At 56.7% G+C, this 22,651-nt stretch carries 19 protein-coding genes, 1 pseudogene and 1 other annotated feature; of the genes and pseudogenes, 3 read left to right on the top strand and 17 right to left on the bottom strand.

From position 1 onward, the window contains the following. Positions 1–6 precede the first annotated feature (6 nt). Positions 7–1,329: a 6-phospho-alpha-glucosidase gene (locus ACQG22_RS00100; protein WP_013094794.1), complete on the bottom strand. Its 1,323-nt coding sequence runs from the start codon at positions 1,327–1,329 to the stop codon at positions 7–9. Beyond that, entirely contained in the window at positions 1,326–2,948 is a 1,623-nt protein-coding gene (locus tag ACQG22_RS00095) for an alpha-glucoside-specific PTS transporter subunit IIBC (RefSeq protein WP_013094793.1), read from the bottom strand. The genes ACQG22_RS00100 and ACQG22_RS00095 overlap by 4 nt, the downstream gene beginning before the upstream one ends. Before the next feature lie 222 nt (positions 2,949–3,170). Here ACQG22_RS00095 and ACQG22_RS00090 point away from each other — a divergent pair, with 222 nt between their 5' ends. Further along, positions 3,171–3,917 carry a GntR family transcriptional regulator gene (locus ACQG22_RS00090; RefSeq protein WP_369706825.1) on the top strand — a complete coding sequence of 249 codons (747 nt, stop codon included), beginning with the start codon at positions 3,171–3,173 and terminating at the stop codon, positions 3,915–3,917. Here ACQG22_RS00090 and ACQG22_RS00085 read toward each other — a convergent pair. The 3 genes from ACQG22_RS00085 to ibpA form a co-directional block, all read right to left on the bottom strand. Further along, positions 3,885–5,546: a putative transporter gene (locus tag ACQG22_RS00085; protein WP_013094791.1), complete on the bottom strand. Its 1,662-nt coding sequence runs from the start codon at positions 5,544–5,546 to the stop codon at positions 3,885–3,887. The two genes, ACQG22_RS00090 and ACQG22_RS00085, sit on opposite strands and share 33 nt — an antisense overlap. A 165-nt stretch (positions 5,547–5,711) precedes the next feature. Then, a complete protein-coding gene (gene ibpB, locus ACQG22_RS00080; RefSeq protein ID WP_013094790.1) occupies positions 5,712–6,140 on the bottom strand; it encodes a small heat shock chaperone IbpB in 429 nt (142 codons plus the stop codon). Positions 6,141–6,276: 136 nt separating this feature from the next. Next, positions 6,277–6,687 carry a small heat shock chaperone IbpA gene (ibpA, locus tag ACQG22_RS00075; RefSeq protein ID WP_006177605.1) on the bottom strand — a complete coding sequence of 137 codons (411 nt, stop codon included), beginning with the start codon at positions 6,685–6,687 and terminating at the stop codon, positions 6,277–6,279. Continuing rightward, positions 6,681–6,753, bottom strand: a sequence feature (ROSE (Repression Of Heat Shock gene Expression) occurs in the 5'-region of heat shock genes and acts as an RNA thermometer to modulate expression.). It overlaps the preceding gene by 7 nt. A 249-nt stretch (positions 6,754–7,002) precedes the next feature. Between ibpA and ACQG22_RS00070 the strand changes: the two genes are divergently transcribed. Then, positions 7,003–7,335, top strand: a complete 333-nt coding sequence (locus ACQG22_RS00070; protein ID WP_020685435.1) for a YceK/YidQ family lipoprotein — start codon at positions 7,003–7,005, stop codon at positions 7,333–7,335. Here ACQG22_RS00070 and ACQG22_RS00065 read toward each other — a convergent pair. From ACQG22_RS00065 to ACQG22_RS00030, 8 genes are all read right to left on the bottom strand, one after another. Beyond that, positions 7,332–8,561: a DUF3748 domain-containing protein gene (locus ACQG22_RS00065; protein ID WP_369706824.1), complete on the bottom strand. Its 1,230-nt coding sequence runs from the start codon at positions 8,559–8,561 to the stop codon at positions 7,332–7,334. The two genes, ACQG22_RS00070 and ACQG22_RS00065, sit on opposite strands and share 4 nt — an antisense overlap. Before the next feature lie 50 nt (positions 8,562–8,611). Beyond that, positions 8,612–9,949, bottom strand: a complete 1,338-nt coding sequence (locus ACQG22_RS00060; protein WP_161496901.1) for an MFS transporter — start codon at positions 9,947–9,949, stop codon at positions 8,612–8,614. A 116-nt stretch (positions 9,950–10,065) separates the two neighbouring features. Then, entirely contained in the window at positions 10,066–11,214 is a 1,149-nt protein-coding gene (gene dgoD / locus ACQG22_RS00055) for a galactonate dehydratase (RefSeq protein WP_013094786.1), read from the bottom strand. Further along, a complete protein-coding gene (locus tag ACQG22_RS00050; protein WP_102751825.1) occupies positions 11,211–11,828 on the bottom strand; it encodes a 2-dehydro-3-deoxy-6-phosphogalactonate aldolase in 618 nt (205 codons plus the stop codon). Before ACQG22_RS00050 ends, dgoD begins: the two co-directional genes overlap by 4 nt. Beyond that, positions 11,812–12,690: a 2-dehydro-3-deoxygalactonokinase gene (locus tag ACQG22_RS00045; RefSeq protein WP_102751826.1), complete on the bottom strand. Its 879-nt coding sequence runs from the start codon at positions 12,688–12,690 to the stop codon at positions 11,812–11,814. The genes ACQG22_RS00050 and ACQG22_RS00045 overlap by 17 nt, the downstream gene beginning before the upstream one ends. Then, positions 12,687–13,376 (bottom strand): D-galactonate utilization transcriptional regulator DgoR, encoded by a 690-nt coding sequence (gene dgoR / locus ACQG22_RS00040; protein WP_003861109.1) that lies wholly within the window; start codon positions 13,374–13,376, stop codon positions 12,687–12,689. Before dgoR ends, ACQG22_RS00045 begins: the two co-directional genes overlap by 4 nt. A 226-nt stretch (positions 13,377–13,602) precedes the next feature. Continuing rightward, positions 13,603–14,415, bottom strand: a complete 813-nt coding sequence (gene yidA / locus ACQG22_RS00035; RefSeq protein WP_020685441.1) for a sugar-phosphatase — start codon at positions 14,413–14,415, stop codon at positions 13,603–13,605. A gap of 114 nt (positions 14,416–14,529) precedes the next feature. Continuing rightward, positions 14,530–15,555, bottom strand: a complete 1,026-nt coding sequence (locus tag ACQG22_RS00030) for a zinc-dependent alcohol dehydrogenase family protein (RefSeq protein ID WP_102751827.1) — start codon at positions 15,553–15,555, stop codon at positions 14,530–14,532. Positions 15,556–15,665: 110 nt separating this feature from the next. Here ACQG22_RS00030 and ACQG22_RS00025 point away from each other — a divergent pair. Beyond that, positions 15,666–16,592 (top strand): annotated as a pseudogene (locus tag ACQG22_RS00025) (LysR substrate-binding domain-containing protein); the annotation flags it as partial. A gap of 43 nt (positions 16,593–16,635) precedes the next feature. Here the strand turns inward: ACQG22_RS00025 and gyrB are convergent. The 4 genes from gyrB to dnaA form a co-directional block, all read right to left on the bottom strand. Continuing rightward, complete coding sequence (gene gyrB / locus ACQG22_RS00020) at positions 16,636–19,047, bottom strand: DNA topoisomerase (ATP-hydrolyzing) subunit B (RefSeq protein WP_013094780.1); 2,412 nt, start codon at positions 19,045–19,047, stop codon at positions 16,636–16,638. A gap of 28 nt (positions 19,048–19,075) precedes the next feature. Continuing rightward, a complete protein-coding gene (recF, locus tag ACQG22_RS00015) occupies positions 19,076–20,149 on the bottom strand; it encodes a DNA replication/repair protein RecF (protein WP_013094779.1) in 1,074 nt (357 codons plus the stop codon). Continuing rightward, positions 20,149–21,249: a DNA polymerase III subunit beta gene (dnaN, locus tag ACQG22_RS00010; protein ID WP_008500170.1), complete on the bottom strand. Its 1,101-nt coding sequence runs from the start codon at positions 21,247–21,249 to the stop codon at positions 20,149–20,151. The genes recF and dnaN overlap by 1 nt, the downstream gene beginning before the upstream one ends. Positions 21,250–21,253: 4 nt before the next feature. Then, a partial coding sequence (gene dnaA, locus ACQG22_RS00005) for a chromosomal replication initiator protein DnaA (RefSeq protein ID WP_235172482.1) occupies positions 21,254–22,651 on the bottom strand: 1,398 nt, incomplete at its 5' end.

The raw sequence follows: 22,651 nt of genomic DNA, 5'->3' as shown, positions 1-22,651 counted from the left end.
GGAGGGTTAATGCAGCTCTGGCCAGTAATCCTTATTGGCCTCGATCAGGTCATCCAGAATCGCTTTCGCGACCGACGCGCTCGGTACGGTTTTTGACAGGGTGATTGCCTGCCAGAGTTTCTGGTACGAGCGTTGCTCCCAGGCATCCACCACCAGTTTTTCCACCGCCACCTGCTGGCTCATCAGCCCTTTCTGGAAGTGCGGGATATCACCCACGGTGAGTGGCTCTGGCCCGTTATGACCCACCAGACACGGAATTTCCACCATCGCGTCGGCATCAAAGTTATGAATGGCCCCGTTGTTTGGCACAATCAGCAGCATCCGCTCCTGGGTATTAAAGGCAATCGCCGTCGCCAGATCGACGATGTACGAGGCATGTTCGTCGATCTCCAGCTCCCCGGCAGAGGATTTTCCGGCTTCTATAATCGCCCGGCACGAACTGAATACATGCTTCTCACGGTGATCCATAACTTCATTGGCGCGGGTCCGCTCCGGATTGGCGTGCGCGACCACGTAGTCCGGGAACAGGTAATACTTCAGATAGGTGTTTGGCATGGTATCTGGATCGAGCGCCTGCACGTCTTTGGCTTTGGCGAAGGTATCGTTCCAGCTCGCTTCGGTATGCGCATCTTCCGAAGGCGGAACATAGCCGTGTTTCGCCACGTATTCGCGCAGTTTCGGCATCAGATCGTTACCGTTCAGATCTTCAATCGATGTCCACCAGCCGAAGTGGTTCAGGCCGTAGTAACGCACGCGCATCTGTTTGCGGTCTTTCAGGCCCACAATCTGCGCCATGCGCCCTTCGATACCGATTGGCATATCGCAGATGTTGAGAATTTTGGCATGCGGACGCAGGCGGCGCGTCGCTTCCGCCACAATCGCCGCCGGGTTGGAGTAGTTCAGCATCCACGCGTTCGGGGAGTACTGCTCCATATAGTCCACCAGTTCCAGCACGCCGCCGATGGAGCGCATGCCGTAAGAGATCCCACCGGGGCCGCAGGTTTCCTGACCCAGCACACCGTGACGCAGCGGAATTTTCTCGTCTTTTTCACGCATCGGGTATTTGCCCACGCGGATGTGCGCCATCACGAAATCCACATCGGTAAACGCCGCTTTTGGATCGGTGGTGTAGCTAAACTCAATCTCCGGTGCCTGTTCCTTAAGGATAATTTTGCACGCCTCGGCGATGGTTTCCTGACGTGCGCCATCGTTGTCATAAAACTTCAGGGCACGCAGCGGGAAACGGTCACGGTTGGCTAACAGCATCAGGACGATACCAGGCGTAAAGGTGCTGCCGCCGCCTGCAATGACAACTGAGAATTTTTTCATGATATAGCCTCTGTCAGGGTGGTTTGTTCATTCGTTAAAGGGGTTTTCATCAGCGATTCCAGCTGGTCTCGCACCTGCGGAACGTGCAGGCCAACGATCACCTGTATGCCGTTGCCGCGTCGCACTACGCCGTGTGCGCCGAGGGCTTTGAACACCTCATCGCTTTGGGTTTGCGCCATGTCGACCAGCGCGATACGCAAGCGGGTGGCGCAGTTGTTGATGCTTTCGATGTTGGCCGCGCCGCCCAGCGCCTGCAGGAATCCGGCGGCTTGGCCGACCTGCTGGCTGGCGGCAGCCGGGGCGGTGGTTTGTCCGCGCGCCGCCTTATAGTCCGCCTTGCTGTAGAGTTTGATTTCACTCTCTTCACGACCCGGGGTTTTGAGGTTCAGACGCTCAATCAGCGTTTTGAAGACCACGAAGTAAAGGCCGGTAAAGCAGACGCCGATGCCGATCTGGGTGAATACCGTTGAAGCGTGGTTATGGAACATGGGGATCCAGTTTTGCGGCAGGAACTGGTCCAGCAGGCCACCGCCCATGTTGCCCACCACGCCAAAGGTGTACATCACCGTCGCCATGGTGGCCGCCAGCACGGCGTGAATGGCAAACAGCAGCGGCGAGATAAACAGGAAAGTAAACTCCAGCGGTTCGGTAATCCCCACCAGCACGGCGGTAAGCGTGGCCGGGATCAGCAGGCCCGCGACCTTGACGCGGTTTTCTGGTGAGGCGGTGTACCAGATCGCCAGCGCAATCCCGACCGATCCAAACACCTTAGCGTTACCGTGCAGCGCGAAACCACCTTCCGGGAACAGGGTTTTCAGCGGCAGCGTGCTCTGGCTGAACGCCTGAAGATGCTGCGCCCAGTAGACCTGGATCCCACCCTCAACGGCGGCCGGGCCAAAGATAAACGGACCGTAGACGAAGTGGTGCAGCCCGGTTGGGATCAGAATGCGTTCCAGGAAGGTATACACCCAGACACCGAGCGCACCGGCGGAGCGTAAGAACGCCTGCAGGGACTCAATGCCCATCTGCACTTTCGGCCAGCCCAGCAGCGTCAGCCAGGCGCAGGGGATCATGACGAAAAACGCGATAATCACCACAAACGAGGTGCCCTGGAAAATGCCCAGGAAAACCGGCAGTGGTTTCTCGAAAAAGCGGTTATGGATCGCAGTGACAATACCGGAAATCGCAATCGCCCCAATAATGCTGGTATCAAGGGTTTTGATCCCGGCAATCATCGCCAGCCCGCTTCCCGCCGTCGGTTCGGCGGAAAAGTCGACGCCAAAGAAGTGGCCCCAGGTCATCCCCATCGCGTTGATGAAGTAGTTCCAGGTCAGGAAGCTGATCAGCACCGCCAGACAGGCGCGGCCCTGCGCCTGTTTCGCCAGACCAATCGGTAAGCCAACGGCAAAAATCAGCGGCATATTGCGGAACACCGCCCAGCCGCCCTCTTCAATGATGTGCACGATCTGCGCGAACAGATTATCAGGAGCCGTTAAGGCTTCGCCCACGAAAAGCGGATTGCGAAGCATGATGGCGATTCCCACCACGATCCCGGCAAAGGGAAACAGCAACACCGGGGTAAACATGGCACCACCAAAACGTTGTATTTGACTGAGCATCTTTAAATCCTCACGTAACAACCTGTAGGGGAGAGAGGCCTTTATGGTTTTGTGCTGGCCTGAGGTGAGCATAAGAAGTTACTGATGCGCGAACATGGCGTGCCGCTGCGATTCGTGATCGCATTCATGGTTTTATTTTGACCAATCAGGTCTACTTTTCGCTGTAAATATGGACATGTCAGGATGCAATCCACGCCTCGATACGGGCAGAGAGGTCTACTGGTGATCTACAAATCCATTGCCGACCGATTACGGCTACGGCTGAATTCATCGGACTACAACATCGGCAGCCCCATTCCGGGTGAGAAAGCGCTGGCGCAGGAGTTTGGCGTGGCGCGCATGACCATTCGCAAGGCGCTGGATCTGCTGGTGAGCTGGGGGCTGGTTGAGCGGCGACACGGCAGCGGGACGTTTGTAGCACGCAAAGATGTGCACCATGAAACCACCAACCTCACCGGGCTGGTGGAGGTACTGCGTCAGCAGGGCAAAGAGGTACAGAGCAAGGTGTTGCAGTTTGAAATGATGCCCGCCCCGCCCGCCATCGCCAGCCAGCTGCGGATCCAGGTGGATGAGCGGATCTACTTTTCCCGCCGGGTGCGCTACGTGGACGGAAAACCGCTGATGCTGGAGGACAGCTTTATGCCCGTGAAGCTGTTTCGCAACCTCTCGCTGGCGCATCTGGAAGGGTCAAAGTTTGATTACATCGAGAAGGAGTGCGGAATTACAATCAGCGGCAATTACGAGAGCCTGACGCCGGTACTGGCCGATAAACAACTCGCTGGTTACATGAACCTGCCGGAGCAAACGCCGCTGCTGCGCATTACCTCTCTCTCCTACAGCGACAGCGGCGAGTTCCTTAACTATTCCGTGATGTTCCGAAATACCAGTGATTACCAGGTGGACTACCATCTGCGGCGCATCCACCCGGACGACCTGCTAACTCATCCCCCAGAACAGCACCGCCAGTAGCTGCGGGGTGATGATGCGCAGGAACATGACCAGCGGATAGACCGTAGCGTACGACAGCGCCGCCGCGCCGCTGGTGGCGTGCAGGCTATTGGCAAAGGCCAGCGCCGGTGGATCCGTCATCGACCCCGCCAGCATGCCGCACAGCGTCAGATAGTTCATTTTCGCGAACATTCGCGCCAGTATGCCGACCGTCAGCAGCGGGATCGCGGTGATGAAGATGCCGTAGCCGACCCAACTCATCCCTTCCCCCCTGACCAGCGTATCGACAAAATCGCCACCGGATTTTAGCCCGACGACCGCCAGAAACAGCACAATGCCCAGCTCGCGCAGCGCCAGGTTGGCGCTCGGCGGCATAAACCAGTAGAGCTTACCGACACAGCCGATTCGCCCGAGGATCAGCGCCATAATCAGCGGCCCACCCGCCAGACCCAGCTTGAGGGCCACCGGGAACCCCGGTATATACAGCGGAATGGAGCCAAGCAGCACGCCCAGCCCGATACCGATAAACACCGGCAGCATTTGGACCTGCTGCAGTTTTTGCTGAGCGTTACCGACCATATCCGCCACGGCGTCAATGGACGACGGACGCCCGACCAGGTTAAGAATATCGCCGAACTGCAGGCTGGCTTCCGGGCTGGCGACCAGTTCAACACCGGCGCGATTGAGACGAGAGATAACCACGTCGTAACGTTCTTTTACCTGCAGATCGCGTATTTTCTTGCCCAGAACGTGCTCGTTAGTTACCACCACACGCTCCACGCGCATGTCGGTGCCGCGGGTAGAGAGCGAGGTATCCACTTCCTGACCAATCACCAGCCGCGCGTTGTTTAAATCTCCGGGCTGCCCGACAAGGTGCAGCAGATCGCCTTGCCGGATAATGGTGCCAGGTGCGGGCACCATCAGCATCTCGTCACGTTTAAGGCGCGAGCAGATGATATTGGCGCTGTTCAGGATCGGCACGTCCTGAATCGCCATGTTGTTCAGATTGGGGTTATCGACGCGGATGTTGATGGTTTTGATCGGCATATGGCCGTTGGTAAGCGTGGTTTCGTGGTCCTTCGCCTCTTTGTCGACGTTAATGCGAAAGAGCACCCGAACCAGCCACATGGAGAGCAGAATGCCGCAAATCCCGAACGGATAAGCCATGGCGTAGCTCATCCCCATCTGGTCGACAATGCCGGGTTCGATACCTAAATCGCGCAGGATTTGCTGGCCCGCCCCCAACGCGGGCGTGTTAGTCACGGCCCCGGAGAAAATGCCCAGCACCACGGGCAGCGGAATTGCGAAGAGTTTATGCAGGATAGCGGTGACCAGCCCGCCCATTACGACGATGCCGAGGGCAAACAGATTGAGGCGTAATCCGGAAACCCGCAATGAGGCGAAAAAGCCCGGCCCGACCTGAATGCCGATAGTATAGACGAAGAGGATCAGGCCGAACTCCTGCGTAAAGTGGAGCATATCGGCGCTGAGAACCAGCCCGAGTTTGTCAGCAAAGTGCCCGACAAAAATGCCGCCAAACAGCACCCCACCGATCCCAAACCCGACGCCACGGATTTTGATGTTGCCAATCCATAGTCCAACAACAGCGACCAGGGCCAACACGCTGACGGTTAACGCGATATCACTCATGATCCACTTCCTTGCATAACCTTAGTTATGTTAAGGATTCTCTCAGAGGTAAAGGGCGTTGTATGGGTGATGGCGCACAAAAAAGCCCTGCCGGGGCAGGGCTTTAACTTTTCACCCTCTCCCTGTGGGAGAGGGCTGGGGGTGAGGGCACCAGCCCGCACAGCGTTAACTATTCAGCGCCGGCCGCTCGCTAATGGCGATACGCTGTGGCGCGATGGCTTCCGGCACGTTACGGACCAGGTCAATATGCAGCAACCCGTTGGTAAAGGTCGCGCCGGAGACTTCCATATGATCTGCCAGGGTAAAGCTCAGGCTAAACGGCTGAGTCACCAGCCCCTGATGCAGCCATTTGGTCTCGGTTTCTTGTTTTTCCGGCGACCCTTTCACGGTCAGACGCGTGCCTTCGAGCTGGATATCCAGATCGTCCTGGCGGAACCCGGCCAGCGCCAGCGTGATGCGATAGTGGTTATCGTCGCTTTTTTCGATGTTGTACGGCGGAAACGTCTGGTGCTCAGTGGTGCTTTGCAGGGCGTTAGCCAGTTTGTCAAAACCAATCCACTGACGCAGCAGGGGGGATAAATCGTAGTTACGCATACTAAATCTCCTTCTGAGAAGCGAGTTCGGCACAGTTTATTTTTGTGCACAGTTGTTCCTGCAAATCCTTGTGGATTCGCATATGCTCCCGGTTCGGCAAGCAATTCTGAGTGGGCCGCTGACGCGACCCGCGGCATTAATTAATTTCGATACGGCGCGGTTTTTTCTCTTCCGGAATCACACGTTCCAGCTCGATAAACAGCAGACCGTTGACCAGGTTCGCGCCTTTAACGTGAATGTTCTCCGCTAACTGGAACTTGCGTTCAAAGTTGCGCTCGGCGATGCCCTGGTAAAGGTAGGTACGTTCTTTCTGCTCGGCCGTATGTGAACCTTTCACCACCAGCAGGTTGTCCTGCGCGGTGATCTCCAGTTCGCTCTCTGCAAAACCGGCGACAGCAATGGCAATGCGGTAGTGGTTTTCATCAACCAACTCAACATTGTATGGAGGGTAGCCGTTGCTCTGGCTTTGGTTATTTTCTAAATGATTAAACAGGCGGTCAAAACCAATTGCAGAACGGTATAGCGGGGAAAGATCGAAGTTACGCATAAATAAAAGCTCCTGAAATCAGCGAGAAATTTTAGCCTTCCACCATGGACAGGCCATTGCGCCCCCCGAACACCCATCAGGCGTGTTCGTTATCGGGTTACATTCTTAAAATGGGTCTGGAACCGGTGTTTTCAACCGCGACGTTCGCACTTTTTTTTGCACTTTTGTGCTTCTCGCTTAGACTGGGACAACAGCACAAAGGGTTAAATTGCGATGGCTGCCACAGTGCGGGGTTATTGGGCTATTCATTTTCAACAAGGCTCGCTATAACCCAGAGTTGCAGGTCTATGCAGTGCCATTAACGATGACTGAGTGATGATGAAAAATGTTCTGATTAAGCTGACGATGTTCAGCGGGGTGGTTTTACTTTGCGGGTGTTCGAGCGTGATGTCTCACACCGGCGGTAAAGAAGGAACATATCCGGGGACGCGCGCCAGCGCGGCGATGATCTCCGATGATGACACGAACTGGGGCACCAAATCCCTGGTGATCCTCGATATGCCGTTCACGGCAGTGGCCGATACGCTTTTGCTGCCCTGGGATATGTTCCGCACGGACAGCTCCGTACGCTCGCGCGTTGAGAAAAGCGAGCAGCAAAATCTGGCAACCAACGCCGTTATCCCGCCCGCCGAGATGCCGCGACGCTAATCCTGTGCGGTTTCCGTTAGCCACAGCTGGCGGAAACCCTCTTTCTCCTCCATCCATGCAATAGCGCGCCCGTCCGGGGAAAAGACGACCGCATCGGCAGACGGCGGATTGCCGTGATCGGACGTCAAAAACGTGACCTCTCCGGTCTGCGCGTCGCAGCAGGCGATACGATTTTCCAGCACAAATCCCAGATTGTCGCCCGAAGGATGCCAGTTGAATGCCGACTGGATACCGCTTTCGGTATGCGTTAACTGACGCGGCTCGCCCCCCTCCGGTGAGATCAGCCACAGCTGGACAATGCCGTTGTCATCACGCATCAGAAAAGCAATCTGCGTACCCTGCGGGTTGCTGCGCACCCAGTGGCGCGGCACGTTCACCAGCCCCGGATACGCCTTTTGATGGGTGAAAGTCAGACGGCGCTGCAGCACGCCAGCAGGCGGTGCTGGCATCGTCTCTGGCGTGCCCTGCAATGGCGCATCGCCTGCCTGTTTCCAGCCCTGCTCGTCTTTTGGCAGATCGACAATAAACAGTTCAGGCACTTTTTCGCCTTTCACAGACAGGGTATCGCCAATAAACGCCAGCCTGCCGTTGCCCACCCAGCCCTCTTCATAGGCGCGGTTGATCTCATCACTGCCCGGCTGTGGGTTTGGCGTCGTGCGGCTTACCAGCACGCTCCAGAAGGTGCCCGGATATTCATGAGGATGGTTGCCCTGCGGGGTGACCGGGCCAAAGGGTGCGGCGACGCCAACGTTACGTAAATCGAGCTTTGGATCGCGCTCATGCAACACATGGTCGTTATAGGTGAAGCTGACGAACTGCCCGTTCGGGCTAAAGACGTGTACATGGCTGCCGCCACGGAGTGCGCCTGCGGTATAGGGCGCGGTGATATCCATGGCATCGAGGTTGCTCGCCTGGCCGTTATGGACAATCACGCCCTGGCGATGGTGAAAATCGTATTGCCAGTCTGCATCCGGGTTTTTCGGGCCGTGGATAAAGACGTATTTGTCTTGTGCAGGATGAACGGTCACCACCCCGACATGCGCGCCGTGCGTGGCACGATAAATCACCTCAACCTCGCCCGTACCGACGTTTACCCGCTCTATGGTTTCGCCGGTGAACGATGCCCCGGACGGGCGCACATCGTAGACCAGCCACTGGCTGTCCGGTGTCCAGGTATTGATATTGGTGAGCTGGTGGTTGCGGGAAGCAAAGGTGATTTGTTTCATGGGATACCCTGATGCGCAGTTATCGCATCAGGGTAAAACATCCGCAGGGATTAGCCTACTCGTTTCACGTCGCCGACCAGCAGGATGTAGGAGAGCGCGCCAATCAACGCCACGGCGGAGATGTAGACCAGGGCCGGGCCAAAGCCGTAGTCCTGCGCCAGGTAGCCGATGACCAGCGGCACAGTGATCCCGCCGAGTCCACCGACGAAGTTGAACACACCACCGGTCAGGCCAATCAGACGCATCGGCGCCAGAGACGACACCAGCGACCAGGTGATAGAGGCAAAACCGTTGCCGAAGAACGCGAGCGCCATCAGGGTCATAATCCACACCGGATCGTTGGTGTAGTTGGCGCCCATGATACAGGTTGAGATCAGCAGCCCGCAGATAATCGGCGTTTTACGCGCAACACCTAATGAGACGCCTTTTTTGACCAGCTTATCCGCCAGCCAGCCCGAGAGCAGCACGCCAAAGAATGCGGCAAGGAACGGCACGGTGGTCATAAAGCCCGCTTTCAGCGCGGTAATCCCCTTTTCCTGGGTGAGGTAATTCGGGAACCAGGTCAGGAAGAACCACAGCGTCGACGTAACCGCAAACTGACCGAGATAAACCCCCACCAGCTTACGATGGAAGACCAGCTTCCAGTCCGCGCGGGTCAGCGGCTGACGCGCCTCTTTTTTCACTGGCGCATCGCCGTCTACCAGTCCGCCACCGTCGCGGATGTAGTCCAGTTCCGCTTTGGTGATATTTTTTGTCAGACGCGGCGGTTGATAGACCTTGAACCAGATCAGGGACCAGATAATGCCGATCCCACCAGTGACGATAAACACCCAGTGCCAGCTTAGCAGCTCCTGGATCCAGATTAACAGCGGGGTCAGGAACGCCAGGCCGACAAACTGCCCGGAGGTGTAAAAGCCCACCGCAGAGGCACGTTCATGCTCCGGGAACCAACTGGTGACCATACGGTTGTTGGTGGGGAACGCGGGTGCCTCGAAAACGCCGGTGATAGCACGCAGGCCAATCAGCGACATCAGCCCGGTCGCGAAGCCCTGGAACAGGGTCGCCACGGACCAGCCTAAAATGGCGATGAAGTAGGTCAGACGCGACCCCACTCGGTCGAGGAACCAGCCGCCCGGGATCTGGCAGAGCGTATAGAGCCAGGCGAACGCCGAGAAGACGTAGCCCATTTCCGCCTTGGTGATCCCAAACTCTTCCTGAATATGGGCCGAGGCCACGGCAAGGTTGGCGCGGTCAACATAGCAAATGACCACGGTAATAAAGATCATGATTAGCGTCAGGTAGCGGCGACGCCCGGTCTTTGTAGCAGTAACTGGAATATCCATCGCAATCTGTCTCCAGATTTTGGGCATAGCGAAGCCGCTCACCATGCCCTGTAATTTACAGAGGGTTATATTTTTGTATGTACGTTTTTATTGCCCGGTGGCGCTTCGCTTACCGGGCCTACGAGAGAGTAGGCCGGATAAGCGTAGCGCCATCCGGCGATTTACCACTCGGCTACGGAGCCATCTTCATGACGCCACAGCGGGTTACGCCAGTCCGGCGCATTTTTACTGAGCTCAATGACTTTGGCTTCGTCAATGTCTACGCCAAGGCCCGGCTTCATTAATGGTTTGAAGAAACCGCCTTCCATGCTGAAGTCTTCTTTGTTTTTCACAAAGTCGAGCAATTCCGCGCCCTTGTTATAGTGAATACCCATGCTCTGTTCCTGGAACACGGCATTGCGGGAGACAAAATCCACGTGCAGGCAGGCCGCCAGCGCAACGGGCCCCAGCGGACAGTGCGGCGCCAGCGCCACATCGTAGGCTTCTGCCATCCCGGCAATTTTGTAGCATTCGGTGATACCGCCCGCATGGGAGAGATCCGGTTGCAGGATCGCAATACCGCCTGCCTCCAGCACGCGTTTGAACTCGAAGCGCGAGAACATACGCTCACCTGCGGCGATAGGAATATGGGTCTGTTCAGCCAGTTTCGGATAGTACTCCGCCTGCTCGGCCAGGACGGGCTCTTCAATAAACAGCGGACGATAGGGCTCCAGCTCTTTAATCAGCACTTTGGCCATTGGCGCACTGACGCGTCCGTGGAAGTCCAGACCAAACTCAATCTCGTTACCGAAAGCTTCACGGATTTGCGCCACGGTATTCACCGCCCGGTCCACCGCGCGCGAGTTGTCAATCACGCCCATCTCTTCACAGCCGTTAAGCTTAAAAGTATCGAAGCCGATATTGCGCAGCTGCGTAATGCCGTCGATCACTTCCGCAGGGCGGTCGCCACCCACCCAGCTGTAGGCTTTGATTTTGTCGCGTACCAGGCCGCCCATCAGCTGCCAGACCGGGGCATTCAGCACTTTGCCTTTGATATCCCACAGCGCCTGGTCAATACCGGCGATGGCGCTCATCAGGATTGGGCCACCGCGATAAAAGCCCGCCCGGTACATCACCTGCCACAGGTCGTTAATGCGTGCCGGATCCTGTCCAATCAGGTATTCCCCCAGCTCATGCACCGCGGCCTCCACGGTGCGCGCGCGCCCTTCTATCACCGGCTCGCCCCAGCCAACCACGCCTTCATCGGTTTCGATTTTCAGGAACATCCAGCGCGGGGGTAAACGGTACGTGGTGAGTTTGGTTATTTTCATTGCACTGCCTCTCGATACGCTTTCACAAATGCTGCTGCCTGTTGCGCGGTACGCTCAACGGACTGTTTGGCGCGATAGAGATCGCTGCCCAGCCCCGCGCCCACACAACCGGCGTTAATCCACTGCGCCAGGTTTTCTGGCGTCACGCCGCCCACGGCAAAGACCGGCACGCTGGCGGGCAAGACCGCTTTCAGTGCTTTGATATAGTCAGGACCAAAGGCCGAAGAGGGGAAAATTTTGAGCGACTGCGCACCCGCATCGAGGGCGGTAAAGGCTTCGGTTGCCGTCGCGCATCCTGGACACACGGTCATTCCATAGCTCACCGCGCGGCGGATCACCTCGGGGTTGATGTTGGGGGTGACGATGAGTTTGCAGCCCATCTTTGCCAGCCTCTCCACCTGCTCCGGCTGTAACACTGTTCCCGCGCCAATCAGCGCTTTATCACCAAACGCATCCACCACGGCCGGAATGCTTTTTTCCCATTCGGGGGAGTTGAGCGGGATTTCCACCGCGTCGAATCCGGCGTCGATCACGGCACCGACGTGCGCCAGCGCCTCGTCGGGGGTAATGCCGCGCAAGATTGCGATAAGGGGAAGACTAGTTTGCCACTGCATGAGCGATGCTCCTTATTCCTGCCTGAAATGCCGTGTCGCCGGATACCGTTGATACTTCACGGCCAATCGCGCGAAACGCCTGCTCGTAGCGCGACGTCAGCGCTGCACCAGCGACAATCGTGACAGCCTGCTCGCGCCCGACGAACTCACGCATGCTGGCGACTTCTGCGCCAATCAGCAGGCCAGAAAGAAACTCGCTGACCTGCTCGCGCGGGAGATTTCCCAGCACGTGCGAGGCGCGAACCTCAAAAAGTTGCGGCAAAACATCAGGAGAAGCGATCCCACGATCAAGGCCAGCAGCAAACGCCTCCGGCGACGGAACCTGCTCCGGCAAACCGGCCCCCAACAGCGAATGATTAAGCAGCAAATGGTGCAATTCGCCGGTCATCACGGTGCGAAAATCGTGGATATGCTGTGCATCTGCCTGGACCCACTTGCAGTGCGTGCCGGGCATGACGTAGACAGAAGAAGGAGAAAGCGTGCGCGCACCGAGCAGCTGTGTCTCTTCACCGCGCATCACGTTATGGTTATCGTCGCGCGAGACGCACAAACCGGGAACAATCCAGATATTGTCGCCAACGGACGTTAACTGCTCGCCAATGGCGGAGAAAGGGGCAGGAACAGGCAGATAAGGCGCGATTTTCCAGCCCACGTTGCTGCCCACCATCCCCGCCATCACCACGGGCGTGGCGCTGTCGCGCCAGTTTTGTGTCACCTCTGCTAACACCGCCTCGGGGGATTTTCCGTTCAGACGCGTCACGCCTGCTTCTGATTGCCTGCTCTCCAGGCACTGCTCGCCCTGGTACAGCCAGGCGCGCAGATTGGTCGATCCCCAGTCAATTGCGATGTAGCGTGATGTCATGTGATTTCCTTCAGCCTTCGTGTTGAGCTGGCAATCATGGTGAGCGCCGCCTGCTCTGCCGCATCGCCGTCCTGATGCCGTATCGCATCGAACAGCGCTTTATGTTCCTGGAGCGTTTTTGGCATATTGGCCTCATCACCCATCCAGGTACGTTCAAATACTGCTCGCTGTAGCGAGCTGATCGCCACGCTAAGCTGCTGTAACACCGGGTTATGCACCGACTGCAGTACCGCCTCGTGGTAGCGAATATCCGCCTCGTTAAATGCCTCACGATTCTGGTTATTGGCGATCATGTCGTTCAGCGCCGACTCAATCTGCGCCAGGTCACCTGAGGTGGCGCGCTCTGCCGCCCAGCGGGCGATAGCCGGTTCTACCAGGTTTCGTACCTCGCTCATGGCGCCAATCAGCCGCGGGTCGTAATCGTTTTCCAGTACCCACTGCAGAACATCGGTATCGAGGTAGTTCCACTGGTTACGCGGGGCAACAAACGCGCCGCGATAGCGTTTCATTTCAATCAGCCGCTTCGCCATCAGCGAGCGGAACACTTCCCGGATGATGTTGCGGGAGGTTTCAAACTCCTCACACAGTTCTGCCTCTGCCGGTAGCGGCGAGCCGGGAACATATTTGCCACCCACAATCTGTGTACCCAGCGTGATGACAATGCGATCGGTTTTATTGAGAGTCATGGAGAGTCCTTGTGCTCTGTAAGTCCATCACTACTTTACCGCGACCGCTGAATTTCGCCTCACTTTTGCAGTACAAACGTGAGGCCTTTCGCCTTTGCTGTGATGACAATGTAGTACAATCATCCAATGTTGTACTACAATCCAGATCACAAAAAGAACAATTCAATAAATTCAGGGCCAAAAAAAGCCCCGGTTGATAACCGAGGCTGATGATTAAGGGCGACTGCTAAGACAGGACAAATTTCTCAATCGCGTAAGCCACGCCGTCTTCCAGGTTAGATTTGGTGACGAAGTTCGCCACTTCTTTCACTGACGGGATGGCGTTTTCCATCGCCACGCCCATACCCGCGTATTCAATCATTGCGATGTCGTTTTCCTGATCGCCCAGGGCCATGATCTCCTCAGGCTTAATGCCCAGCGCGTCGGCAAGCGACTTCACGCCGGTGCCCTTATTGACGCGTTTATCGAGGATTTCGAGGAAGTACGGTGCGCTTTTCAGCACGGTGTATTTCTCTTTGACCTCCGCCGGGATGCGCGCAATGGCTTTATCGAGGATCTCTGGCTCATCGATCATCATCACTTTCAGGAACTGAGTGTTCGGATCCATTTTTTCTGCTTCACAGAACACCAGCGGAATGGTAGCGACATACGATTCGTGCACGGTGTAATAGCTGATGTCGCGGTTAGCGGTGTAGAGCGTTGTACGATCGAGCGCGTGGAAGTGAGACCCGACTTCACGGGACAGTTTTTCCAGGAACAGATAGTCATCATAATTCAGCGCGGTTTGCGCAACCGTGCTGCCGTCCGCCGCTTTCTGCACCAGCGCGCCGTTATAGGTGATGCAGTAATCACCCGGCTGATTCATGTGTAGCTCTTTGAGGTAGCTGTGCACGCCCGCATACGGACGCCCGGTGGTCAGTACCACATTCACGCCCTTTGCGCGCGCCGCGGCGATTGCGTTTTTAACGGCTGGAGAGATAGTGTGGTCTGGCAGCAGCAGCGTGCCGTCCATATCGATTGCAATGAGTTTGATAGCCATGAGGTCCCCGGGATAAATGAGTGCTACCTCATGCTAACGCGATTAAGCACACAAAAATAGAGCTACATTGCGCAACAGAAAACCCCTTTTTCCGCAATCCCGGGGAACGTTGACTCACTCGCGGGTGAGGACGATTTTACCAAACGCGCCGCGATCGAGGTGTTCCAGCGCCTGCTCCAGCTGGTCAAAACGGTAGCGCTGCTCAATGACCGGTTTCAGCCCTGTCACCTCCACGGCGCGGACAAACTCTTCCAGCGCACGGCGATGCCCGACACCAATCCCCTGAATAACCGGGGATTTCAGCAACAACTCACCCGCTGATAGCGTAATCTCGCTCCCGGCCAGCACGCCAATCACCGAGATGCGTCCATGAACGGCAACGGCACGCAGGGAGTGCTGCAGGTTTTCTCCCCCCACGGTTTCAATTATGTGGTCAATGCCGCGATCCTGAGTCAGCGTTAAAAGCGCTTCAGCCCAGTCGCCTTTCAGCCGGTTGATACCCCGATCGGCTCCCAGTTTTTTAGCCCGCGCCAGCTTTTCATCACTCCCCGAAGTCACGTAAACCTCTGCACCGAATGCTTTTGCAATTTGCAGTGCGAAAATCGCCACCCCGCCGGTGCCTTGTACCAGCACCGATTGTCCGGCTCGCAAGTTCCCGCGCTCCACCAGCGCAAACCAGGCGGTTAGCCCTGCACAAGGTAATGTGCTGGCCTCAACGTCATCCAGGGTTTCCGGAGCGGCCACCAGCCCGTTTTCATTCACGATCACGTACTCAGCCAGCATCCCCGGGAAGTACCCTCCGCTCGTTTTATAGGGCAAATGACGGGCATCCGCCTGCGGCCTGCCGTCGATCCACTCCGGGAAGAACGTCGAGATGACGCGAGCGCCGGGTTGAAAACGCGTCACGCCTTCACCAATGCTGTCCACCACGCCGGCCATGTCAGACGCCGGTGTGAACGGGAAGGAAAGCGGGATCGGCATCATGCCTTCAATCACCATTTTATCGCGATAGTTGAGCGCAACGGCATTCACCCGCACGCGCACTTCGCCTGGACCTGGCTTCGGAACAGGTTCCTGGGTGAGTTTAAGATTCTCCCGTCCGAGAGCGTTCATTGACCAGCGTTGCATTCTCTCTGCCATCGTTTTTCTCCTGCCGTTAAATAAGCTTCAGTATCGACAGTCTACCGTTGACTCCTTGTTGCCAGTGGCGATAACTTTTCCCACTATTGACGCCATAATGGAAACAATCCATGACCAGTACGCTGAAGGATATTCCCGTTTTCGTGGCCGCCGTGGAGGCGGGCAGTTTTGCGCAGGCCGCGATCCGCCTGCATTTGTCGCGCTCCGCGGTGGGGAAAAGCATCGCTCGCCTGGAAGAGCGGCTGGGAGTCCGTCTGTTTCACCGCACCACCCGCAGCCAAAGCCTGACCGATAACGGGGCGCTTTTTTACGAGCGCTGCCTGCGTGCGCTGGAGGAGATTAGGGGCGCGGAGTCGCTGCTGGAAACGGGGAAGCAGCAGGTCAGCGGCCGCCTGCGTGTGGCCATGCCGGTGCTGTTTGGTCGCCAGTGCGTCGCGCCACTGCTGATAGAACTGGCGCAGGAACATCCCGGTCTTGAACTGGAAATGTCATTCAGCGACCGCGTGGTGGATCTCGTTGAGGAAGGGTTTGATATGGCGGTGCGCAACGGCACGCTGCAGGACAGTAGCGTTCTGGTCGCCAGAAGGCTGGGAGAACACCGCATGGTGCTGTGTGCTGCGCCAGAATATCTGCAAAAAAGCGGTCAGCCAGACACCGTTGCTGATTTACCCCACCATACTGCCATTAACTATCTGCGAGCAGGCAGAGTGTTACCCTGGCAGCTGATGGATAACGAAGGGAGATCGCACACCTTTACTCCCCGCTCATCCCTCAATATGGATGATTTGCAGGCGATTTGCGACGCAGCACTGGCAGGACACGGCATTGCATGGTTGCCCTGCTGGATGGCCCGCAGAGAAATACAGCAGGGGAAACTCATCCCGCTTTTAAAGCAGGCGCCGGACGTACGCTTCGACGTTCATGCCGTCTGGCAACAGACGCCGCATCTGCCACTCAGAGTCAGAATTGCCATCGATACGCTTGCCAGCCGTTTACCGTCAGTGCTGTCGCTGGATATGCCTGAGCCAAAAAAAAAAGCCGCGCTAAATGCGCGGCCTGAGTCGTGCTGTATAACAACGATTAAATATCGATATTCGCCGCTTTCAGCGCATTCTCTTCGATGAAGGCACGACGAGGTTCAACCGCATCGCCCATCAGGGTCGTGAACAGCTGGTCGGCAGCAATCGCGTCTTTAACGGTAACGCGCAGCATGCGACGGCTTTCCGGATCCATGGTGGTTTCCCACAGCTGATCCGGGTTCATTTCGCCCAGACCTTTATAACGCTGGATAGAGAGGCCGCGACGGGACTCTTTCACCAGCCATTCCAGCGCCTGTTCGAAGCTGGCCACCGGCTGACGACGTTCGCCACGTTCGATGAACGCATCGTCTTCAATCAGACCACGCAGCTTCTCGCCGAGAGTGCAGATACGACGGTATTCCGGGCCGGTCACAAACTCGTGCTCCAGCGGGTAATCGGTATCGACGCCGTGGGTACGCACGCGAATAATCGGCTCAAACTGCTGCGCCGCGTTCTGCTGAACGTCGAACTTCCACTGGCTACCGTGCTGCTCTTTCTCGTTCAGCTCGCTCACCAGCGCGTTCACCCAGCGGGTCACCGCCTGCTCGTTGCTCAGATCGGCTTCAGTCAGGGTTGGCTGATAGATCAGCTCCTTCAGCAGCGCTTTTGGATAGCGACGCTCCATACGACCAATCATTTTCTGCGTGGCGTTGAACTCAGACACCAGACGCTCCAGCGGCTCACCTGCCAGTGCCGGGGCGCTGGAGTTCGCATGCAGGGTCGCGCCATCAAGCGCGATCGCGATTTGGTACTGATCCATCGCGTCGTCATCTTTGATGTACTGTTCCTGTTTGCCTTTCTTCACTTTGTACAGCGGCGGCTGTGCAATGTAGACGTGGCCGCGTTCAACGATTTCCGGCATCTGACGGTAGAAGAAGGTCAACAGCAGCGTACGGATGTGCGAGCCGTCGACGTCCGCATCGGTCATAATGATGATGCTGTGATAGCGCAGCTTGTCCGGGTTGTATTCGTCACGACCAATGCCGCAGCCCAGCGCGGTGATCAGCGTCGCCACTTCCTGAGAAGAGAGCATTTTGTCGAAACGCGCTTTCTCAACGTTGAGGATTTTACCTTTCAACGGCAGGATGGCCTGGTTCTTACGGTTACGGCCCTGCTTCGCAGAACCGCCCGCGGAGTCCCCTTCCACAAGGTACAGTTCGGACAGCGCCGGGTCGCGTTCCTGGCAGTCAGCCAGTTTGCCCGGCAGACCCGCTAAGTCCAGCGCGCCTTTACGGCGGGTCATTTCACGGGCTTTACGCGCCGCTTCACGGGCACGCGCCGCATCGATAATTTTACCGACAACAATTTTCGCGTCGTTCGGGTTTTCCTGCAGGTAGTCGCTCAGCAGTTCGTTCATCTGCTGTTCAACCGCCGATTTCACCTCAGAGGAGACCAGCTTGTCTTTGGTCTGTGAGGAGAACTTCGGATCCGGCACTTTCACGGAGACAACAGCAATCAGGCCTTCACGGGCGTCATCACCGGTGGCGCTGACTTTCGCTTTTTTGCTGTAGCCTTCTTTGTCCATGTAGGCGTTCAGGGTACGGGTCATCGCCGCACGGAAGCCCGCAAGGTGCGTACCACCGTCACGCTGTGGAATGTTGTTGGTGAAGCAGTAGATGTTTTCCTGGAAACCGTCGTTCCACTGCAGAGCCACTTCCACGCCGATACCGTCTTTTTCCGTAGAGAAATAGAAGATATTTGGGTGAATTGGCGTTTTGTTCTTGTTCAGGTATTCAACGAACGCTTTGATACCACCTTCATAGTGGAAGTGGTCTTCTTTGTTGTCGCGTTTGTCACGCAGACGAATTGAGACGCCGGAGTTCAGGAACGACAGTTCACGCAGGCGTTTTGCCAGGATGTCGTACTCGAACTCGGTGACGTTGGTGAAGGTTTCGAGGCTCGGCCAGAAACGCACCATGGTACCGGTTTTTTCGGTATCGCCGGTCACGGCCAGCGGCGCTTCAGGCACGCCGTGCTGATAGATCTGGCGGTGAATTTTGCCTTCGCGCTGGATAACCAGTTCCAGTTTCTGCGACAGGGCGTTTACCACGGAAACACCTACGCCGTGCAGGCCGCCGGAGACTTTATAGGAGTTATCGTCAAATTTACCGCCTGCGTGCAGAACGGTCATGATCACTTCTGCAGCAGACACGCCCTCTTCCGGGTGGATACCGGTGGGGATACCACGGCCGTCATCCTGTACGGAAACAGAGTTATCGGCGTGGATGGTGACGATAATGTCTTTACAGTGACCCGCGAGCGCTTCGTCGATAGCGTTATCTACCACCTCGAATACCATGTGGTGCAGACCGGTGCCGTCATCCGTATCGCCGATATACATACCCGGGCGCTTACGCACCGCATCCAGCCCTTTCAGGACTTTGATACTGGAGGAGTCATAAGAATTCGACATCAACGTTTCTCGCTCATTTCAACTTGGGTTAATCCGTTATTTTACCCTTTTCCACGGTAAACATCTTCGAATTTTCGTCCGACATGTCCATAACGTGTTCAGCGCTAATGGCGCTGACGAAAACCTGCGACTGCGTGGCTTTCAGGCGGCTGGCAAGCAGCCCGCGCCGCGCGTCGTCAAGTTCCGAGGCAAAATCATCTATCAGGTACAGGCAGCGTCGCCCGCTTTCGCGGGTGAGGAACTCCCCCTGCGCCAGGCGCAGCGCGCACATCAGGAGCTTGAGCTGCCCGCGCGACAGGGTGTCTTCTACCGGCGCACCGTCAGCACGAATGCGGAAATCCGCCTTGTGCGGGCCGTGCGCGGTGTAGGTCAGCATACGGTCGCGCTCGAAGTTTCTCTCCAGCACCTCGGCATAATCCGTCTCTTTTTCCCAGCCGCGCTGGAAGGAGAAGGTGAGAGAAAATTCAGGTAAAAACTGTTTGCAGGTGTCGGCCATATCTTCGGCGATGCCTGCGCTGTATTCGGCACGCCAGCGGCTGATTTGTTCCGCAAGAGGAATTAATTCCATGTCCCACGGGCGCAGCTGGGCGTAGCGCGTGACCTGGCGCAATGCGGCGTTACGCTGCTTAAGCAGACGCTTCAGGTTGCTCCAGGCGTTAAAGAAACCGGCTTCGTTGTGAAAGCATCCCCAGTCGAGGAACGCTCTTCTGTATTTGGGGCCGCCGTTGAGTAAAGTAAACCCCTCCGGCGTGATCAGCTGCATCGGCATCAGCAGCGCCAGCTCCGCCACTTTGTGGCCGTCGGTACCGTCGATGCGCACCTTGCTGTCGCCCTGCTTGTCTTTGGTCAGGCCAATGGCGGTTTCCCGCTCCTCACCCTGCAAACGCCCGTGCAGGACAAAGGATTCCTGTTCGTGGCGAATCACGCGACCAATCTGCAAACTGCGAAACGCCCGGCCATGGCCGAGCGTATAGATGGCTTCAAGCACGCTGGTTTTGCCGCTGCCGTTTGCGCCAACCAGGAAGTTAAAGCCAGGGGATAAAGCGAGATCCGCGCTTTCGATATTGCGAAAGTCGCGGATCAACAGACGGGTGAGCGACATTACAGTCTCATTGGCATAACAACATACGCAGCCGACTGTGATGCGGCATCTTCAATCTGTACGCTCGAAACGGAGTCAGTCAGCAGAATGCGAACGTTCTCGCATTTCAGTGCATTCAGCACGTCCAGCACGTAGCTGACGTTAAACCCGATTTCCATCTCCGCCCCGGCGTAGGTGACGTCCAGAATCTCTTCTGCCTCTTCCTGCTCCGGGTTGTTGGCGGTGATTTTGATCTGGTTTTCACTTACGTACAGGCGCACACCGCGGAATTTCTCGTTCGAGAGAATGGCCGCGCGGGCAAACGCCTGCTTGAGGCTATCGCAACCCGCTTCCAGCGTTTTGTCCGGGTTCTTCGGCAATACGCGGCGATAATCCGGGAAACGACCGTCAACCAGCTTGGATGTGAAGACGAAATCACCCACGTGAGCGCGGATGTTGTTGCTGCCGATCTGCACGCGCAGCGGCGTGTCGCCACCGTCGAGCATACGCATCAGCTCAATTACGCCTTTACGCGGCACGATCACCGAATGGTTAGGTAGTGAGTCGCCAATTGGCATGGAACAGACCGCCAGACGGTGGCCGTCGGTGGCCACGGTACGCAGCTCTTCCCCTTCGGTTTCGAACAGCATGCCGTTTAAATAGTAACGAACGTCCTGGTGCGCCATAGAGAACTGCGTGGCTTCAATCAGACGCTTCATCGTCGCCTGCGGCAGGGTGAATTCGACTTCACTTTGCCAGTCGTCCAGGTTCGGGAAGTCCGCAGCAGGCAGCGTGGAGAGGGAGAAACGGCTGCGGCCAGAGCGCACCAGCATGCGGTCGCCTTCCAGCTGCACCGCGATCTCTGCGCCTTCCGGCAGCCCGCGGCAGATATCAAAGAATTTACGTGCCGGAACCGTGGTCGCGCCTGCGTCATGCGGCTGAGTCAGCGTAACGCGCGCGATCATTTCCATTTCCAGGTCTGTGCCGGTCAGCGACAGCGTACCGTCCGCGACCTGAAGCAGCAGGTTTCCGAGAATAGGCAGCGTTGGGCGGCCACCTAATGGGCCACTCACCTGTTGCAGCGGTTTTAATAAATGTTCACGTTCAACGGTAAATTTCATAGCGTCACGATGATAATGTTCTGATTAAATTGGAAAAATCTTCTTTTATGTCGTGGCTTTCTTCGCGTAACTGCTCAATCTTGCGACAAGCGTGCAGCACGGTCGTATGGTCACGGCCACCAAACGCATCGCCGATCTCCGGCAGACTGTGGTTGGTTAACTCCTTTGCCAGCGCCATCGCCATCTGACGCGGGCGCGCCACCGAGCGGGAACGACGTTTAGACAGTAAATCTGCCACTTTGATTTTGTAGTACTCGGCCACCGTCTTCTGAATGTTGTCGATAGTGACCAGTTTTTCCTGCAGTGCCAGCAGATCGCGCAGCGCTTCACGCACAAAATCGATGGTGATCGCGCGGCCGGTAAAGTTGGCATTGGCGATGACGCGGTTCAGCGCCCCTTCCAGCTCACGAACGTTGGAACGCAGACGCTTGGCGATAAAGAACGCCACTTCACCCGGCAGGCGAATGTCGTTCTCATCGGCTTTTTTCATCAGGATCGCGACGCGGGTTTCCAGTTCCGGCGGCTCGATCGCCACGGTCAGGCCCCAGCCGAAGCGGGATTTCAGACGATCTTCCACACCGTTGATCTCTTTTGGATAACGATCCGAGGTCAAAATGATCTGCTGGTTACCTTCCAGCAGCGCATTGAAGGTGTGGAAAAACTCCTCCTGCGATCGTTCTTTATTCGCAAAGAACTGAATGTCATCGATCAGCAGCGCATCAACAGAACGATAATAGCGTTTAAACTCTTCGATCGCATTGTTTTGCAGGGCCTTTACCATGTCCTGAACGAAGCGCTCGGAGTGCATATACACCACTTTCGCATTTGGCTTGCGCGCCATAATGCCGTTACCCACCGCGTGCAGAAGGTGCGTTTTACCCAGACCCGTGCCGCCATAGAGGAACAGCGGGTTATAGGCTCCACCGGGGTTGTCTGCCACCTGGCGAGCCGCCGCGCGTGCCAGCTGGTTCGATTTACCTTCCACGAAGTTATCGAAGGTGTGTTTGACGTTAACGTTAGAGCGGTAGGTCGGTTCTGCCGGGGCAGGCACATTATCCCAACCCGGACGTGCAGCAGGAGCAACGCGAGGAGCCGGAGCGGGTGCCGCCTGAGCAGGCGCTGCCACGTTTACGGTTTCGCGCACCGTCTGGGTAACCGGCTTTGTGCCTACTTCAAAGCGCAGCTGCGGGGCATCTGACCCGCAGAAATCATTCAGCAGTCCATTGATGTTATTAAGGTACTTGTCCCTTACCCAATCGAGCACAAAACGGTTTGGCGCATACAAAGCCAGCGTGTTATCGCTCAGTTCCGCCTGCAACGGGCGGATCCACATACTGAATTCTGTGGCTGGTAACTCATCCTGCAATCGGGCAAGACACTGCTGCCAAAGCGAAAGTGACAC

This window comes from Enterobacter cloacae complex sp. 309I3 (assembly GCF_050031595.1).
In the GTDB taxonomy this organism is placed as follows: domain Bacteria; phylum Pseudomonadota; class Gammaproteobacteria; order Enterobacterales; family Enterobacteriaceae; genus Enterobacter; species Enterobacter cloacae.
Note: the sequence above shows the minus strand (reverse complement) of the source record. Positions and strands in the feature narration are given on the sequence as shown.